This is a genomic window from Paenibacillus albidus (assembly GCF_014644435.1).
Classification (GTDB): Bacteria; Bacillota; Bacilli; order Paenibacillales; family Paenibacillaceae; genus Paenibacillus_AQ; species Paenibacillus_AQ albidus.
In genome coordinates, this window is record NZ_BMKR01000003.1 from 247,735 (window position 1) to 266,375 (window position 18,641).

An 18,641-nucleotide genomic window follows, 5' to 3' on the forward strand; every position below is an offset into this window, starting at 1 on the left:
TCCCAATTCTAGTCATCAGGAACTAAGAGTAGCATGTTATCCAACTACTTCAATATGGAACACGTCATATCCTCTTAAATGCTATAATGGGATAACCACAATATTTTTGTTACAGGAGACCGATTGCATGCAACCAAACTATGACCTGAATGACGACCAGTGGGATCAGCTCATTCAGAATGTGGCGTATTCTTTTGATGATCTGACCCTCAAACGAGGCTTTCAATATTATAAGCAGCAGCGGGTCAAGCCATTTGCGATGACCGATTCCCGCAAGATTAACGCGTGTGTTGAAGGACGGGAAGTTTACCGGTTAGCGCTCGATTTGGACGACTTGACAGCGAAATCCTGCGATTGCCCGGTACAGCGTCCTTGCAAGCATATGGCCGCTGTACTGATGGAATTTGCCGAAAGGCAGCAGCGCTCGGTCCATATGCTCGCCAATGCCAAGGCCGCCTCAGCGGCGTTCAAGCCCGCTATAGCCAAGTCCGCAGGCAAAGCCGCCCCCTTATCCACACTGTTGTCGGTTCGGCATGAACAGCTTGTGGAGCAGGCGGCACGTTTGCCTTCCGGAGGAGTGGCAGAGTGGCGTGAATTCCTGGACAATTGCACCTCCCCGCTGGCTCCGAGTATCCGGAACCCGCAATATGTGGACCGGGCCCTGGCGGCGGTAGCCAAAGTCACACCCAAACTTCCCCCGGTTTTGGATGAGCTGTTCCGCTTGCATACCCTGCTGTTTCTGCTGGAAACGCTGACCAAACCTCTGGGTAACCAAACCAATACCTTTGTTTCTTCACTGGGTTACTTCACCCACCTGGCCGTAACCGAAGTACAGGATGCCCTGGAGAGTCTCCTGCGGAAGAAGCTTCCGCTGGCCGCCCATCCCGAGCTATTTCCCCATGTCACCGAGACGCTGGATTACCTGCGCCATGAGATGCTGACGGAATCACGGAATCAATCCTATTTCTCCGCCTCCTATTCCCTCTTCTGGACCTGCTGGCTGATGCCTGCTTCGGGCAGCCGCCAGCTTTTCCTTGACGAGATTGAACAGCTGGAGCAGGCCCGCCAGGAACTGGGCGCCTCGTTGTCCCGCCACGCCTGGCAGCTGGCCTACAGCCGAATGTTGTTCTACGCCGAAGACGATGAGGCGGCCTGGGAATCGCTGGACCATACTGCGGACCGGCCGGGTCTTGATCCCGGCGAGCTGATGAGCTTCCTCCCGCCGTTGTCCGAAGCGAAGGATTGGAGCCGTCTCGCGGACTGGCTTACCCGCATCGGGCCTATGCTGAGCACCCGTATCCGGTACAATCTGAAGGATTACTCCCAGTATTGGGAAGAGACCCTCCGCGAGCTCCCCGAGGCCGAACCCCGGATGTGGGAGACGCTGGCGGCCATGCTTCCGCTGGCCCATGAGGTCTACTCGGAGAAGCTGCTGGAGTACGGCAAATGGCAGGACTGGATGGACTTCCAGCTGTCGGACGATAAGGCGCCCGCCGATTTCCGGGTCCGTGATCTCCAGCCCTTGGAGAAGAATGCACCGGAGCTGCTGCTGCCCTTCTATCATCAGGCTGTGGAACGGTTTGTGGTGGAGAAGAACCGGCACAGCTACAAGGCGGCCGTAAAGCTGTTGAAACGTTTGGCCAAGCTCTACAAGAAGCTGAAGCGCGAGGAGCGTTGGGCGTTATTTCTGGAGGGCTTCACCGCACGGCACAGCAGACTCCGCGCCCTGCAGGAAGAGCTGCGGAAAGGAAATCTGATCCCATGAATATCTCTGTACGCACGATTACTATTCAGCTGGCCCTTACCCAATATGGCGATGCGCTTATCTATGGGCTGGCGGAGAACGACGACTATATTCCCGGAATGTACCTCAAGCAGCGGCTGTTTGCCTGGCATGAGGAGTCTTTTTACGGGACCGATCTAACGATCCAGAGCGCCGAAGGCGTAGATCTGGTCATTCTGCCTGCCGAGCAGGTGCTTCCCTTCTTCGCAGAGCCCAAGCTGCTGAAGCACCTCGGCTGGAGCTGGGACGGCAAAGCTGCCCATTTGGTGGAGCTGGCCCCGCTGCTTCTGGCCAACGTGGAGGATAAGAAATACCTGCCCAGCTTCACGGCCTGCCGCGAAGGTCAGCTGCAATGGACCTGGGAGGATGCCGCCTTACGTGCTGCGGCCGAGACAAGTGAGGCCGCGCAAGCAGCTCTCCGGCAGCTGGAGGGGAACCCCGGCTTCGCCGAAGGCCTTCAAGCGGCGTTCTCCGCCGCCGTGTTCCTGCGTCATTATGGCACCGAGGCGGAAGCCGGAGATCTGCGCAGCGAGTTTCCGCTGCTGTTCGACAAGAACGCCGCCGCATCAGGCATGGACGAAGCTTCCTGGCTGATGGCCATTGGCTGGAAGGCCGACACCGCGCCCTTCCGTCCGGCGCTGCAGCTGCTTGAGCCGGACGAAGATGAGGTGCAGTGGCGGCTCACGCTGGTCCTCCAGGACAAGCGCGACGAGTCCGCACTGGTCCCAGTGCGTCTCGCCGAAGATGGCGGGACGTTTGGCCAGTGGCCGGACACATGGACGGCCCATGTCCGGGAACGGGCGGGCGGCTGGCTGGAGCGTCTGCGCGCCTGCCTGCCGGGCGAGCGCCTGGGCGACGGCGGCGACTTGCTCGGCGAGCCGCTCAGCAATGAGGCGGCCTGGCGCTTCCTGACGGCCGATAGCCGCAGGCTACTGGAGGCCGGCTGGCAGGTGCTTCTTCCGGCCTGGTGGGAAGCCGCCAGCCGGAAGAAGCCGCGCCTGCGCGCCAAGATCAGCTCCGGGGAAAGCAGCCGGAGCAGCCAGTCGCTGTTCGGCCTGGATTCCCTGGTCGACTTCGATTGGCGGATCTCCATCGGCGATGCCGACCTTACCGAAGCCGAATTCGCGGAGCTGATCGCCCGCGGAGAACGGCTGGTCCGGTTCAGGGGGACCTGGGTGCCACTGGACCCCGCCCTGCTGGCCCAGATTCAGCGGGCCATGGCCGGCATGGACAAGTCCGAGGGCCTGTCCTTTCAGGACATCCTGCAGCTGCATCTGCTCGGCACCGGCGAGGAAGCGGAGAATGGCGAAGCTACAGCAGAGCAGCTTGAAGAGGATGCCGCCCGTCTCCGCCTGGAGGTCGAGCTCAATGAGCATTTGATCTCGCTCATCGGCCAGCTTGGCCAGCAGTCCCAGTGGCCGAAGCCGCCGGTTCCGGCCGGGCTGCGGGCGGAGCTGCGGACCTATCAGCACGAAGGGTTCGCCTGGCTGGCCTTCCTGCGCCGCTTCGGGCTGGGCGCTTGTCTCGCCGATGATATGGGTCTCGGCAAAACGGTCCAGCTGATCGCCTACCTGCTCCATCTCCAAGAGAGCACGGCAGCTCAACCTGTGCCTGCCGGGGGGCCGCATGCCGCTCCCTCCAGCTGGCCTGCGCTGATTATCTGTCCTACCTCGGTGCTTGGCAACTGGCAGAAGGAGCTGCAGCGTTTCGCCCCGTCCCTGCAGGTATTGCTTCACTACGGAAGCAAACGGCTGGACGCCGGGTTCTTCTATGGGGCCGCTTCGCAGGCCGACGTTGTGTTGACCTCCTACGCTACGGCGGCACTGGACCAGGAGCTTCTGCGGGAGTTTACCTGGGGCGCGATCTGCCTGGATGAGGCGCAGAACATCAAGAATGCCCAGACCAAACAATCCGCAGCAGTGCGCAGCTTCCCCGCCCTGCACAAAATCGCCCTTACCGGCACACCGATTGAGAACAGGCTGTCGGAGCTTTGGTCCATCTACGACTTCATCACGCCAGGATACCTCGGCAGCGCCAAAGCTTTTCAGGACCGGTTCGCAAATGCGATCGAGAAGGAACGCGATGAGAAGCGCACCGCGGATCTGCAGCGGCTCGTCAAACCGTTCATGCTGCGCCGCAAGAAAAAAGATCCGGCCATTCAGCTCGACCTTCCGGACAAAAACGAGATGAAGACCTATATCCATCTGACCGCAGAGCAAGCCGCCCTCTATGACCAGACCGTGAATGGGCTGCTCGAACGCATGCAGAAGCTGGAAGGCATCGAACGCAAAGGAGCCATTCTGGCTGCACTGACCGGGCTGAAGCAGCTGTGCGACCACCCGATGCTGCTGACCAAAGAGGCGCTGCCCGAGCCGGATGCCGCGAACCGGCTGGATACGGTTGCTCTGATTGAGCGCTCCTCCAAGCTGGAACGGCTGCTGGCCATGGTCCGGGAGCTGCGTGAAGAACAGGAACGCTGCCTGATCTTCACCCAGTATGTCGGCATGGGCAAAATGCTTCAGGCCGTGCTTGAGCAGGAGCTTCAGGAGCCGGTGCTGTATCTGAACGGAAGCACCTCCAAAACGGCCCGCGACCGGATGATTGAGCGTTTTCAGTCGCCGGTCCTGCCGGAGGGGGAACCACCGGCCGATCAGCCGAACGTCTTCATCCTCTCGCTTAAGGCCGGGGGCGTCGGCCTGAACCTGACCGCTGCCAACCACGTGTTCCACTTCGACCGCTGGTGGAATCCGGCCGTTGAGAATCAGGCAACGGACCGGGCCTACCGCATGGGCCAGACCCGGGATGTCCAGGTGCATAAATTCATTGCACTCGGTACCCTGGAGGAACGGATCGACGAGATGCTGGAAAGCAAGCAGCAGCTCAGCGATGATGTGATTGCCAGCTCCGAGGGCTGGATCACCGAGCTGTCCACCGACGCGCTCAAAGATCTGTTCACACTGCGCCGGGAGTGGATGGGTTAAGCTTCACCCGTACCGCCCTTTTGGACGGCAATCCCTGCGAGCTGTGAGCTTATAGAAACTGTAAAAAGTCAGCAAAAAAAGCGATTCTCCGTTACCCTGAGAATCGCTTTTTTGCATTTTGGGTCATTGGCAGTCTGCTGACCTTAACCTTTAACTTTGTTTCCACACATCCGCATATTCCGGATTCCGCTTGAATTGTAAAAGCGCATAGGAGCATGCCGGTATAATCTGCTTGCCTTCCGCCCGCGCTTCTTCTACCACACGGTCCAGCAGTCTCCGGGCCATGTTCCCGCCGCGGTGTTCCGGTGACACGAACGTATGATCAACAATCCAGGTATCCTCCCCATGGGGCACATACGTGATTTCGCCAATCGGACCTGTATCTATACGCAAAACAAATCCATTGCCTTGTCTATCTATCCTGCCAACATCCGCTTGATCCATAGATTCCATTGGTTATCCCTCCTTATTGCAATGCCTGGGTTTTAGCGCCTTACTCTATTTCATTACCCAGTTTTGCTACTATAAAGTGATTACCATTGTTCCGGCATTCTAAAAGTGACCCAGATTATCGCTGGCGGAGAGCGAACTGACCACCAGCGTAACCGGCTCATCCACCAGATTGTAGCGGAGCTGCTCATCCGGCAGATTCACGGATAAATTATGGGCCACCCCACCAAGCAAGCGCAGTGCACACAAAAAGCTGCAAGCCCCCGGACCGGGCAGCTTGCAGCCTTTTGCAGCTAAATATGAGACTGTCGTTGACGATGCCCGCTTATCCCTCTCCGGAAGCTGTGGGCAGGCCAGCCGGCTGGATAGATGCACGCTTCGGCAGATTTATTTTACCGATAATAAACGTGCCGAACGGCAGCAGACTGATCATATACGTAAGGAGCATGGCTCCGGCGGCTCCAGCTACGAACAGAACGATAATCTGCAGCGGCAGCGCAAGACCCGGCAGAGCCGATTGCAACGCGCTGAAGGCCACCTTTTGGCATAAGGAATGCAGCAGGAAAATCCCGAAGGACAAGCTGGCAATCCAGTTCAGCAGCGCCGGCGGCTTGCTCCGGATAACTGAAGCCAGGTAGAACATCAGCAGCATCACCGGCAGCGCATAGATGAGCACGATGACATTTTTGGAAGAATTGACGGGAAGAATTTTGGAAGAGTACAAGATAAAGAAAAAGATCACGGACAACAGACTTCCTCCGATCACCTTCAGACGGTTCCGGCTCAGACGATCGCGGAATTCTTCCACATTGCGTCCCGCATAATAAGCCGTTACGTAATAGAACACCCAGGCCGGGAACGGCACCCACCACAGAAATTGCCAGAATGTCTCTGCATTCGGGATAGCAAACGGCTGCATGAGATTAAAAAAGGCCAGGTAGGCCGCATTGATCACCAGGGCCACAGGAATGACAACCGTTGCTTTCCAGCGGTTCAAATAAGGAGCGATCCATTGATGGAGGATGTAGAACTGAAAGATCGTGAGGATGAAATAACCGTGGAACTCGGCAAGCACAATGTTCTTCCATAATCTTTCCGCCAGGACGGCTGATGAGAAACCTGCGTACACCGCCTCCAGCACCGCATACACTACGGCAATGATCACATAGGGAATCAGGAGATATTTGGCCCTTTTCCGCAGGAAATGCTCTGGGGTCTTGACGGGATAGGCATGGGCCAGCAGAAATGCAGATATGAAGATAAAAAGCGGTGTAGCCAGCTTCATAAACATAATCAGCGGGTACAATAACCTGTAGCTGGAATCCATCTGTTCGGCTGATGCGTAATGAATCACACTCTCCACGGCGTGAACGGCTACAATCATCAGACAAGCCACGGTGCGCAGCCAGACCAGCTCGGCGATATGCCTTTTGGGCTTTTTCTGCAGGGTACTCATTCCGATTTCTCACTCCATTCCATTACCCTATTCTATATTCAAAATCTTTGCTCAAACTTTATCATCATTCCCGGCGGTTTTCTAGTTCCCTGTGGCCTTGGCAGCTATAAATGAGCCTTCTTCCCTATAATCCGGGCGTTTCAGAAGGACATTGGCAGCAGGGCACCCCCCTCTTACCCCCCTCAAAAGAACACCATGCATTGCCACTATATAGGAGATGTGTTAGAATCGAGTTAACTTTTAGGAACGGAGGGATACGTGTGATAGACTTTATCCGAGTTCGTACGTTGCGCGGCTAATTGAATAGCGCTCAAGCTCTGCCCAATGTGCAGAGGACTCAGGATTAGTCTGTCCACTATCCCATATATTTCATGAATAGCCAATTTGGTGATCCAAGGCACACGTATGTACACCCGTTGCCCTAAATCTCCACGCTGGTCTTATTCTTACCTATGGCATATGGAAGGCCGGGTACGCCGGGGAAGCTCCGCTTCTCCACGTGCTTGAACTGATGTCCTCTACCGATACTGTTAGCACAGGCAGACTGCCTGTGCTTTTTGGTGTACTTTATTACGATTATTGGAGGATGAATCCCTATATGCAACAACCTATACAGCAGCAAGCTATTATTGTCGGTGTCCAGCTTCAGAATGACACCCAGTTCACTTATTCCATGGAGGAGCTGGCCAATCTGGCCGCCGCCTGCAACCTCAAGGTCATCGGTCAGCTCAGCCAAAAGGCAAGCCGCATCAATCCTTCCCATTACATCGGGACCGGTAAAATTGAAGAGCTGCGGCTGATGCTGGAGGATGAAGACACCGTGGTTATTTTTAACGATGAGCTGTCCCCCTCCCAGATCCGCAATCTGGAGTCATCACTGGACCGGCATGTGATTGACCGGACCCTGCTTATTCTCAATATCTTCGCCGACCGGGCGAAGACCAAAGAAGCCCAGCTGCAGGTAGAGGTAGCCCGGCTGCAATATATGCTGCCCCGTCTTAGCGGCATGCGGGAATCGCTGGGCAGACAAGGCGGCGGAGCCGGGCTGAAGAACAGAGGCGCCGGCGAAACGAAGCTGGAGCTGGACCGCAGACGTGTCGAGGAGCGGATCACCGCACTGCAAAGCGAGCTGCAGCAACAGGTCGAAAGACGCCAGGTCCAGCGCAAACAACGCCGCAAGAACGAGGTCCCTGTAGTCTGTCTGGTCGGCTACACCAACTCCGGCAAATCGACGCTGATGAACGCCGTCGTGGACACCTACCACCCGGAATCCCTGACGAAGCAGGTGTTCGCCAAGGATATGCTGTTTGCCACCCTGGAGACCTCGGTGCGCAGCATTGAGCTTCCCGGCCACCGTACCTTCCTCTTGACCGACACCGTCGGGTTTGTCAGCCAGCTGCCCCATCATCTGGTCAAGGCTTTCCGTTCGACGCTGGAAGAGGTGACCGAGGCGGATCTCTTGATTCACGTGGTGGACTATGCCGATCCGCAGCATCAGCAGCATATGGCTGTCACCAATGAGACCTTGAAGGCGCTGGGTGTGGAGGGCATCCCGACCCTCTACGCTTACAATAAGGCCGATCTTACGCAGCAGCCCTATCCGCTTGTTGAGGAGGATCGGATCTATCTCTCCGCCAGACACAAACGCGGCATCGCTGAACTGGCCGGGCTGATCCGCAGCCGGGTGTTCAGCGATTATGTGGAGTGCGAGCTCCTGGTTCCTTTTGACCGGGGAGAGATTGTTTCCTACTTCAACGAACATGCCCACGTGCAAGCCGTCAGCTATGAGGAGAACGGTACACGGCTTACACTGGAATGCCGGGCTGCCGATGCCGAGAAGTACCGCGCACAGCTTCTGTAGACCATAGCCCGAGCCCGGGTCACCGAATAAAGCCCCCTGGTTCAGGGGGCTTTATTCTTTGCCCTGTTGGACAAATTCAAGAAACTCCAGGACAATCTCGGACACCACATCCTCTTCAGGCATATAAATGACCTTGCTCAGCCGCAGAATATCCGCCTTGAACAATTCAATCAGCTGCAGCATGGCCTCGGGGTCCTGCTGTCTTGCTGCATTCAATAACGCTGTGAATTCGCTGTCTCCGATAATTGCCGGATCATCTTTTGCTTCCACTTGTTCACTCCTTGCTGACTCATATTCAGTTTGCCTGCCACTTCCTTTTCCGTTTGTCCCTGCATGTACAGCATATCCATCAATGCTCTACCATTCTGTGGAAGCTGGTCCAGGAGCTGTTCGACCAGCATTTTGTCGTCGGCAGATTCGGTGAAGGTTGTCCCATAGCGCTCGATCTGATCTGTAGCGCCTTCCCGCTGCTTCATTTTGCGGGCACGGTATTGCAGCCTCCAGCCAATGCGGTAAATCTCTTTCTTATAACGATCGTATACGGTTTGCTGCTGCATCACTGTTCTCCCCTTTCTCATCTATCTATAGGGAACTTTCAAAGGGACACTCACAACTAAAATGAGAACATAGGTTCTTATTTATTGTACCATATTTTTGTAAGTATTGGTAAGAGCCGTGATTACTTCACTTTCAAATCTGGTTAAAGCACCTATGAAACATTTTTTAGCCTGCCGGTTGTTATGTAAGGTCTGGATTTACTTCTATAAGTGAAGGTTTCGCTCGAAGCCTATCCTACTCCAAAGGAGCATCAAGATATGAAAAATATACTGTATGTACCGCTCGACGACCGTCCTGCTAATCTGGATGATGTAATTATGCAAGGAAAAAGTGCGGGGATTCATGTCCTCACCCCTCCGGCCAGTGCCCTCAGGAACCGGCTGGATGCCGAAAAAACCGTCTCGGGAACCACTTTGCTGGGCACGTCTTCACCCACCTACGGCAACACGGCAGCTATCCGTGAATTCATCCTTCGTCATGCCGCTTCCGTGGACGGATTCATTATCTCCACCGATATGCTCGCCTACGGCGGGTTAATCGGCAGCAGGCAGCTTCGGACGAACGGCGGCGGAAGCTATCCGGACTACGATGCCTCCACCACGGCATTGCTGGACGTGATCCGGCTCGTGAAAAAGTCTTATCCGCACAAGCCGGTCTATGTTATGGATACCATTATGCGGCTGGCGACAACGGCGCTTGTAGACGGGTTAAGCAGCGCCGCCTATGCAGAGTCACGCAGCTTCATGCTGCAGCCGCGAAAAGCTTTTACGGCGTTTGAAGATATTCTGGCCGGCTATAATCTGGCCCCTGACGAATCGGCTTATGGTGACACGACCCAATTTAATAAGGAACAATATTACAACACCCGGCGGCATAAATTTAAAACCAACCATTATATCCTGGACCAGCTGGCCCGTTCGGGCTACATTGATTTCCTTGCAGTCGGTGTGGATGATGCCAACATTCAGGGGGTTCAGATCAATGAGATCCGATGGATCGAGGAACGGATTAACGCCTGGCTTGGGGGGATCAGCGGCCAGAACCCGGATCGTGCCATTATTTTGCCGGATGCCGACGGGTTGGGTCATGCCCTGATGGCGAGAATGGCCCAGCAACTTCATCACTGCGGGGACAAAACAAGCTACTCCGTACACTATTTCGGCCCTCACGGCTCCACCATCACCAGCCCCTATGAATATATGGATGTCCATCAGAATGTGTTGCGCCATGTCGATATTATCGGCGGAGAGCTCGTAAGCGGCCCGGCTGCCGTGGAGATCATTGCCATTACAGCGGGCGATCAGGCCGCCTCCGCTATCAGCCGGATCGCTGCCAATGGCACCAACCAGGTCCCGACTGTCGTTATTGATTTCGTGGGACAGGGACCAGCCGATGCGGCTGTTGCCGAAGCCCTGCTGGACAGTGAGTATACGGGACGCCTGCTGGGATACAGCGCCTGGAACACCCCCGGCAACAAAATCGGGATTGCTCTGGGGATGGGTCAGGCGCGTTACGCCTTCCTCGTTACGGAAACGCGGCATACCGCTCTGCGCAAGGCTGTGAATGCGCACGGGTCGCTGCTGTTCAAACGTTTCCTGAAAGATTATTACTATAAGAAAATAGCCATCGCCGATATCCGCACCTACTCCAGAAGCACCTCCCCCTACACCAATATCGCCGCTGCCGCCGACCAGAACATGCTCCTGTTCAACACATCTGCTGACTACGAGCATTTGCAGACTTTGCTGCGCGAAGCGATGCAGAGACATACCGCTACGCTCGCAGGCAAAAACGCCTTCCGCATCGGCACCCCGGAAGCGGCCTGCAACGTACGCCAAATCTGCGGGGATTCCTGGTCCATGTCCGAATATGCTGATGCTCAACTGGAATACGACAATCCGGATTTCACCTGGGGGCGCGCTTTTGAAATTACGCTGAGCCCCAGCGTTAAGCTGCACTAATGCCGGTGTGCCGGCACCCCAAAAACCAGCTTGCCCTTTTGGGGACGGCTGGTTTTTGGGGTTTCGGTTTTTGGGTTTCGGCGAATCTGGTGCTGCTGCGCCGGAGTGTAAGGCATTTTTGCCTTCCATTCCGGCGATTTCGGCCCCTGCGCCGGATTCTAAGGCATTTTTGCCTTCCATTCCGGCAATTTCGGCCCCAGCGCCGGATTCTAGGGCATTTTTGCCTTCCATTCCGGCAATTCCGGCGCTTCCGGCCACGGGAGCGCCGAAACCACGCCTTTACACTCCCGGCCTTGGCCGCAGGCTCAGGTAAAAAGCCGTCTCCCTTCCCGCAATCGGTTCGTCAGCCGTCTCTCCCCCGCTGCTCCTGCCCGCCGCCGCCACGTCTGGGCCGGGACCTACCCGCAGCCTCCCGGAAGCTGCAGCTTCAATCACAGGTGCAGCGGCCACCCCGCTACTCCCCATGTCCAAAGAACATACTATGGCCGCCTGCTCCAGCTTGCGGAAATCGATCGTTCTGCGGGCTCCAGAGTAGAGGACCAGATCGACGGCAAGCGTGTCTTCAAGCTCCCGGACTTCCCATGCCAGCGACTGCTTTTCGGCTCCTTCTCCCGAGAACCCGGCGAACCAGGTCCGCAGCTCGCAGTCAATCGGCCCTATCTGAATCAAGGCTCCCTTTTCCCTGTGGATCGCCTGAACCCTGTTCAGATGGCCGCCAATCTCCAGCCGCAGCCGGAAATCCCCCGCCTCAATGCAACCGTCGATCCGGTCCAGATTCGGGTGTGTGTCCCCGCCATCCGTGAGGAAATCGATACCGAACAGCACATGCCCCCGCTGCTGCCAGCTCTGGAATCGGGCCGAACAGTAGTCGTAACCGTCATGCAGGCAGCGGAATCGAACAGAGGCAGGGCGGCCCTCATTATTCACATAAGCCAGCAGCGGCCTTCTTTGGTTCCAGCAATCACTGTTACTGAAAGACCCCAGACTGTACTCCGGCGTCAGAAAAGTCACCGCCCATTTCTCTCCAGTCCCACTACTTGCTCCACCTTCACTTCCCTGGCCCTCCTTCTCGTCTCCCTCACTCACATTCTCCCTACCTTCACATCCCCGCCCCTCCGTCCCGCCTCCCGCACTCACATACGCCCCGCCTTCATACAGCCGCCGTACCTCTTTGGTCGCCGGAACGGTGAACAGGTCCAGATACGCTTCCGGGCAGGAGATTCCGCTTCCATACCACTCCTCTTCATAGGGAAGGTCATCCCAAGCAAAGAACTTCACCTTCCCTCCGGTCGCCACCTGCAAAAAAGCCCTGCTCTGCTCGTTCAGCAGCGTTTCATAACAGCGGGAATGCGGGCCCGACCATTGTCCAGTCGCGGGATGGTAATGCTCGGCCACCGTCTTCCAGGTCATGCCGATCAATTCATCGCACAGTAATTTCACCCGGTCCTCCTTCGTTCCGGCGCGGAACTTGGACAACTCCAGGATGGCAATATAGGTATACACCGGACTGTTGTATTCCTGAAAAACCCGGCGCGGCTTCGTATATTCATACAGCCTCGTCAATCGCTCCAGCCCATAGGCGGCAAAATCGGTACGGCCGAGCTCCTCACCGGCCATGCTGGTGACAAGTGCCCCCAATATGGCAATGTTAGTGTAGTCCGGTCCGACATTCCGTTTAATAATGGCCTCACAGGCATAGGTGACGGCTTGCCGGACCGCCTCCCGCAGCTCTGCCGGGATACGGTGCCCATGGCGTGATAAGGCCAGCACCAGTCTGCTGCCGCAGAAATCGGCCCAGTTCCAGTCAGGAGGCGCCATCCTGTCCAGCGGCTCCTCGTAGAACCAGGACCAGATGCCGAACGTGTCCCGGCTGCGGTCCTGCTCCTGCAAGGAAACGACTTGCGCGATGATCTCAAAAGCGCGCTGCTCATAAGAGGGCAGCTCCGTATCCAGCAGCCCCAGGGCATAAGAGAGCGAATCTCGGGTGGAATGAATAAACTCCACATTCCGCAGCGTGGTATGGTACCCCGGGCTGCTGAACGGGGAGCGCAGCAGACGGAGCTCCGGATTATACCGGGGCTCCAGCGCGCGTATTGTAGACAGAAGCATTCGTTTGTGATTGATCTTTTCCATTCCTTCTATTCCTTCTATTCCTTCTGTTCCTTCCATCGCTTCGGTTTCCATAAACCGTCCCCCTGCCTCTCTCAACTGTGATCCTCCGCCTGTACCGGCGATACTCCCTGAAACGGCACCTCTCCAAACAGAGCTTTTACCGTGAACTCCACAGACTCTGCATGCAGGGAATAGGCGTTGACCAGCGTATCCAGAAACGGCATATCCCTAAGCAAATAAGGCGTGGCAAAAGAAACCCCAATCGGCCGGATCGTCTCCGCATGCAACATCGCCCAGATGGCTTTGGCCGCTTCGCCTACCGGACGGGCTGTATTCATCATCCCGTGCAGCGGCATAAAATACGGCGCGAACGCAGCGTCCCAGCGTACACCGGACATTTCCCACTTTTGCAGCGTGTCCAGTGGCTCGAACTCCTCCAGCAGATCCACCTCAAGCCCTCTCGCCCGCAGCAGATCAACAAAAAGCTCCATCCGTACAAATTTGCGCCCTTCCGTTGCTTTGTTAAGCATAATGACCAGCACCCGTTTCGTCTTCAGCGGATCAAGGGGCAACAGCTGTTGGCGGTTGCGGACAAGGGTCACGCAGCGCTCACCAAGGGTCCGGCTGAGCTCCCGTGCTTCAAGATCCAGCTCCTGCGGCAATGTATCATTCCGGAGCTCTTGCGCCAGCGGGTCCCTTCCCGCCAGATCAAGCCGCTGCATGCCCAAACGGGCTTTCAGTACAAGCACCCGCCGGACACTGGCATCCAGCCGCTCTAAAGTGACGCTTCCGTCCGCAAGGGCCTGCTCCATCACCTCAAAATACCGCACGCCCGGCCACAGCAGCACGTCGGTCCCGCAGTTGAAGCAATCTACAATCCGTTTCCTGTAGTCTCCCCAAGCGAGGAAGCCGCCCATATCCAGCGCATCGGACAGAATCACTCCCTCAAAGCCCAGCCGTTCCCGCAGAAGCTGTGTGGTAATCGGGTAGGATACCGTCGCCGGTACAGGCGGCTCCCCATGCGGAACCTTCTCCAGCCAAGGCAGCGCAATATGCCCGGTCATATAAGTCATGACCCCCGCCTGGATCAGGTGCGCTGACACTTCCCCATACGTCCCGAACCATTCCTCCTCGGACAGATCATTAATAGTGGTAATGATATGCTGATCCCTGTAATCCACCCCATCTCCCGGAAAATGCTTGGCGCAAGCCGCCATGCCATGATCCTGCATACCCCGCAGGATCGCGGCGGACAGCCGCGCGACCCGTTTGGCATCATCACCCAGGCAACGGGTGGTAATGATCGGATTCATCCAGTTCAGCACGATATCTACGGTGGGCGCGAGTGCCCAGGTGAATCCGGCGGCCCGGCCCTCCAGCGCCGTGAACTTGCCGTAAGCGTAGGCCAAGGCTTCATCATCGGCGGCCGCCAGCGCCGGTAGCGGCGGGAAGGTGGTCAGGCTGCGGACCGCAGAGCCCGCTCCCGCTTCCAGATCGCCTGAGAACAGCAGCGGCACCCGGCTGAGCTTCTGCAGCAGCTCTATCCATTCCCGGTATTCGCCGGCTTTTCCCGCAGCCTTCTGGATCACCTCACCGCCGATAAAAAAGCTGCCCACCGGATACTTGTTCAAATAAGCAGCAAGCGCCTGTTCATCATTTTGCTTAAAAGGCAATCTGCCGGCGTGGGCCTGCATCGTTTGCCCGATTTTTTCTGGCAGGCTCATGGCGTTCAGGGTCTGTTCCACCCAATTCTGCTCCTCATTGGTTAATGCCCTTGGCATGGTCCGAATTCCTCCCGGTTATTGGTAAGCTCAGTGTAGCGAATTTCAGGAGTACGATGAATACAACGAGCTATGCAAATAAGTTCAAAATTCTATTCCCCTCAGAAAAAACGCACGCTCTGCTAGCCAGAGCGTGCGGGGCTGTTATCCTTAATCTTCCGAACCCGGCAGAGAGATATGCAAATCCGTACTCCGTTTATTGTTCTCCTTGTTCATTTCGGGGTAACGCCAGATGTCGTTCGCAAAGAAGCTGATCGTGAAGTCCCCGATGGTCGGCACGGTCCATTTGGGAGTACCTTGGGCACTGGCATTAGCCGTCAGGGTGATCTCCTCACCCGGCTGAATCACCGCATTGTACGTATCCGTCCAGGAAACGACTCCACCGTTGACGGAGAAGGCTCCGCCGGTGATTTGTCCGAGTCCGGTGGAGGCATTCAGCGGCGTGGCGCGCATGCCAATATTTTTTACCTTGGCCCAGAAGATCAGTGAATCGCCCAGCTGCGGCGTTGTATGCGGGGACGGACTGCCGTCAGGGGCCAGAATATTCCAGCCTACCTCCGTCACGGTCAAGTCGGCCAGCGGAGCCGGAAGCGTCTCCTCGTACCCCTCGAACTCAAATCCGTGAACCATTACTCTTCCGTTGCTGCTTCTGATTTCAATCTGGTGCAGCCCGTTGTCCAGTCCGGTCAGTTCATAGACGATCCGGTCCTCGCCTTCCAGCCCGGCCTGCGGAATTACGACCGTCTGCTTGAGTTCGCCGTCCACATATACCTCGGCGCTGCCCATATCACCTTTGATATCGGACCGCCAGCGGACCCCGATGCCGTTAAAGCTGAAGACGGCGGTAGAATCCGGATCATAAGTTACATGGGACACTCCGTTAGGTGCTGGTGCAAACCCGGAATAGTCAATGTAAGCATGGTCGTGCTCCACCGGGTACCACTCCGAGACCGGCACATATTCTCCTTCGTCCAGCCTGAAGTAATCCAGATTGGCCCCGTTGCCGGCCGCATTAAAGCTGATAGTGTTAAATCCCGGCTGCAGGGTAATCGAGTAGTGCTTTTCGGTAAAAGCATTCGTCCAGCTTCCCGTTGAGGGCAGCGTTATCGTGGTTTGTTTCTGCCCGTTCACGTAGATAGCCTTTTTGGCGTCCTGATTGGCTGTATAGCCAATGGACAAGGTATAACTCCCGCCTTCAGCCGAGGTAAAGCCCTGAATCGCCAGGCTGCCCGCATGAGTCTGCTCCACCACTTTGCCCCCGGAGGCATTGGAGTTATTCGAGATGCGGAGCGGCGGGGCGAAGGCAGCGGCTTCCGCCTCGAACTTGCCCGGATCACCCGGCACATGCGGCGTGACCGGCATCACCAGCGATGTCGCGGTGACCGGGGCGGTCAGCGGCGAGACATTGCCGAAATCATCGACAGCCTGAACCGTGTAGCTGTAGGCCGTCTCCGGAGCTACGCTGTAATCGTTAAAGAAAGTAATCCGGCCCGGTATTGTCATTACAGGCTCAGGCCCGCCGTCCCGGTAGACACGGTAACCTGCCACGTAATCATTATCTGTGGAGGCGTCCCAGCTGACTTTAATCTGCTCATGGCTGACAGCCACCGCTTCTGCGTTCGCAGGCGCAGCCGGCGGAGTGTTCTCCAGCTCATCCAGAATATACTGCACCGTCTCCCCGGCACCCAGTGAGACTGTAAGCGTCAGATAGGGCGTTGCTGTGAGCTGAACTGTGGAATGGGCATCCTCATAATGATCTCCCGCACCAAAAACCTCACCCGCATAGGTACCGCAGAAGGGCATCTCCACCTTCACCTTCATGGTCACAGGCTCCTGCTCGAAATTTACGAAGTTCAGCAGCACCTTATCTGCCGACGCCCCGATCTCGGTAGCACCCAGAGCTGAAGTGTCCACGGCGCGGAAGTAAGCTTTTTTGTCTTTCAAGGAATTCTTGTTCATGATCTTATAGGGCAGCGGGCTGCCGTGTGTCGCATAAGCGGCCGCCAAACGGCGGAACGTCTTCAGGCGCGTCTCTCCCGGTTCGCCCGGATTCGCCGGTACAGCCTGCGTATCCTCGAAGCGGTGCGTATTCCAGTTAACATCGGAGCGGAACAGCCCGAATTCCGTACCGTCATTGAAAAAAGCCGCATGCTGCATGATATGGTCAACATACCCGATATTGCCGCGCAGCTCCCGGTCAAACGCCGAGGCAAAACGGTAAGCGTACGTCCCATATTTGGTATTGTCCGAATGATTGTCATTGGCCCCCGTCTCACTCATCGCCATCGGTTTGCCAAAGCCCTCATCCGCCTCGTCGTAGACCTGCAGATTCTCATACAGGCTGCCGCCGGGCAGCGGCTGTACGCCTGTTCCGCCGTAGCTGTGCCCATTGGTCACATCCGACAGCTCCTCAATGGGCCGCCGCTGCTCGGGATCACGTTCCCATCCGTCCGGTGTTCCGTTGTACGGCCAGTAGGCCCAGCCCGGAGCGACAATCTTCAGATAGGGCTGGTTGTTCGTCTCCCTTTCCTCCGCCATCAGCTCATGGATAGCCAGCACAGACGCCTGTGACCAGCGGAACAATCCCGGCTCATTGCTGCTCTCCGAATATTGATACAAGTCGCCGAACTTGGTGACGAAGTCCGAATAATAACTCCGCAGCGCATTGCTGACAATTCCCGCCTGCAGATCGGCATCCGTCCTCCAGGTGCCTCCGAGGATATTCAGCATCGGCTCCAGATTAAGGTCGCGCAGCGTGGCCAGATAGTTCCGGCCTTGCGGGTCCCAACGGGTTTTGGTGTCGGACCAGAAGGAAGCTCTCATCCAGTTGCCGCTGTAGGCAACGCCCATCCATTTAGCCATCGGGCCGAGGTGACGGATAGTGTTCTCATCATAGTTGAAGGTATTCGTGGCAATCGTGCTGCCGAGATGGACATACCTGCCATGAATAGGCTCAACCGCCGGTTCATCCAGTGTTTCCAGCTTGAAATAATCCCACTCGAACCATAGATATTTGTCGCCGTCATAACCGGAAGCTTCCGCATCCGCGTATAAGCCACGGTCCACTCTTAAATGAAGTACATTGTCACCCACCTGCAGCTGTTCCTTCGGTATATAGAGCTTGTAGGTCTGTTTCCAGGTCTTCGCCAGAGTAGTCTCGCCGTCATTCAGACCGGTCACCTGAACCAGGCCGCTCATCATGCCGTTGGAAAATACAGCAATCTGGGGAATAGCGGTACTTGCATCAATGACCTTGAAGCTGAACTGTACGCCATGCTCCGGAATTTCGGTGAGCGTATAGCATAGTTCCATTTCCGGGTTCACACTTGCTTTCATTCCTTGGGGTATCGTATTCCAGTTCTCCGGAGGGAGGGGGAGGGAAAAGCTTTCGCTATAAACATCATCAATAACGGTGAATTCCGCAGAACTGTGGTCTGCATCGCCAACCTGCCACAGCAGGGAGAGCGGCTCATAGACATCATCCGTTACTGCAGGGCTATAGGTAGCGTCGGCAACGGAGAGTGGGGGAGCAGACATTGTTTCTTTTTTCACATTTAAAGCGCTTTCATTTATGGGGTTGGCAGGCACTTCTGCAGCCATCAACTGTTCGGTAGGCATAAACACCAGCATCAGAATCAGCAATACGTTGACCAGTTTACGTATTTGCATATGAACACCCTTTTCTAATTAAGATAGAC

General features: G+C 56.3%; 12 protein-coding genes. 4 read left to right on the top strand and 8 right to left on the bottom strand.

Features of this window, described 5'->3' with window-relative positions:
* Nucleotides 1-127: 127 nt before the first annotated feature.
* Together IEY53_RS04580 and IEY53_RS04585 are read left to right on the top strand one after the other, a co-directional pair.
* The gene (locus IEY53_RS04580; protein ID WP_189022420.1) at nt 128-1,765 is read left to right on the top strand and encodes an SWIM zinc finger family protein; all 1,638 of its coding nucleotides are present in this window, start codon (nt 128-130) and stop codon (nt 1,763-1,765) included.
* Nucleotides 1,762-4,764: a DEAD/DEAH box helicase gene (locus tag IEY53_RS04585; protein ID WP_189022421.1), complete on the top strand. Its 3,003-nt coding sequence runs from the start codon at nt 1,762-1,764 to the stop codon at nt 4,762-4,764. The genes IEY53_RS04580 and IEY53_RS04585 overlap by 4 nt, the downstream gene beginning before the upstream one ends.
* A gap of 150 nt (nt 4,765-4,914) precedes the next feature.
* On the opposite strand, the gene IEY53_RS04590 is transcribed toward IEY53_RS04585, so the two are convergent.
* The 3 genes from IEY53_RS04590 to IEY53_RS04600 form a co-directional block, all read right to left on the bottom strand.
* On the bottom strand, nt 4,915-5,217 hold the full coding sequence (locus IEY53_RS04590) for a GNAT family N-acetyltransferase (protein ID WP_229695983.1): 303 nt from the start codon (nt 5,215-5,217) through the stop codon (nt 4,915-4,917).
* A 99-nt stretch (nt 5,218-5,316) separates the two neighbouring features.
* Nucleotides 5,317-5,463: a hypothetical protein gene (locus IEY53_RS04595; RefSeq protein WP_189022422.1), complete on the bottom strand. Its 147-nt coding sequence runs from the start codon at nt 5,461-5,463 to the stop codon at nt 5,317-5,319.
* A 76-nt stretch (nt 5,464-5,539) separates the two neighbouring features.
* Entirely contained in the window at nt 5,540-6,670 is a 1,131-nt protein-coding gene (locus IEY53_RS04600) for an acyltransferase family protein (protein WP_189022423.1), read from the bottom strand.
* Nucleotides 6,671-7,268: 598 nt separating this feature from the next.
* Here IEY53_RS04600 and hflX point away from each other — a divergent pair.
* A complete protein-coding gene (hflX, locus tag IEY53_RS04605) occupies nt 7,269-8,531 on the top strand; it encodes a GTPase HflX (RefSeq protein WP_189022424.1) in 1,263 nt (420 codons plus the stop codon).
* Between the two features lie 51 nt (nt 8,532-8,582).
* On the opposite strand, the gene IEY53_RS04610 is transcribed toward hflX, so the two are convergent.
* Entirely contained in the window at nt 8,583-8,747 is a 165-nt protein-coding gene (locus tag IEY53_RS04610) for a helix-turn-helix domain-containing protein (protein WP_229695984.1), read from the bottom strand.
* Nucleotides 8,744-9,088: a sigma factor-like helix-turn-helix DNA-binding protein gene (locus IEY53_RS04615; RefSeq protein ID WP_229695985.1), complete on the bottom strand. Its 345-nt coding sequence runs from the start codon at nt 9,086-9,088 to the stop codon at nt 8,744-8,746. Before IEY53_RS04615 ends, IEY53_RS04610 begins: the two co-directional genes overlap by 4 nt.
* A 258-nt stretch (nt 9,089-9,346) precedes the next feature.
* Between IEY53_RS04615 and IEY53_RS04620 the strand changes: the two genes are divergently transcribed.
* Nucleotides 9,347-11,050, top strand: a complete 1,704-nt coding sequence (locus IEY53_RS04620) for a DUF4127 family protein (protein ID WP_189022427.1) — start codon at nt 9,347-9,349, stop codon at nt 11,048-11,050.
* Nucleotides 11,051-11,329: 279 nt separating this feature from the next.
* On the opposite strand, the gene IEY53_RS04625 is transcribed toward IEY53_RS04620, so the two are convergent.
* The 3 genes from IEY53_RS04625 to IEY53_RS04635 all read right to left on the bottom strand — a co-directional run bounded on the left by IEY53_RS04625 (nt 11,330) and on the right by IEY53_RS04635 (nt 18,612).
* Entirely contained in the window at nt 11,330-13,234 is a 1,905-nt protein-coding gene (locus IEY53_RS04625) for a DUF8769 domain-containing protein (RefSeq protein WP_189022428.1), read from the bottom strand.
* A 20-nt stretch (nt 13,235-13,254) separates the two neighbouring features.
* The gene (locus IEY53_RS04630; protein ID WP_189022429.1) at nt 13,255-14,943 is read right to left on the bottom strand and encodes a glycoside hydrolase family 3 protein; all 1,689 of its coding nucleotides are present in this window, start codon (nt 14,941-14,943) and stop codon (nt 13,255-13,257) included.
* 150 nt (nt 14,944-15,093) lie between these two features.
* Nucleotides 15,094-18,612: a carbohydrate-binding domain-containing protein gene (locus IEY53_RS04635; RefSeq protein WP_189022430.1), complete on the bottom strand. Its 3,519-nt coding sequence runs from the start codon at nt 18,610-18,612 to the stop codon at nt 15,094-15,096.
* Between the last annotated feature and the right edge of the window lie 29 nt (nt 18,613-18,641).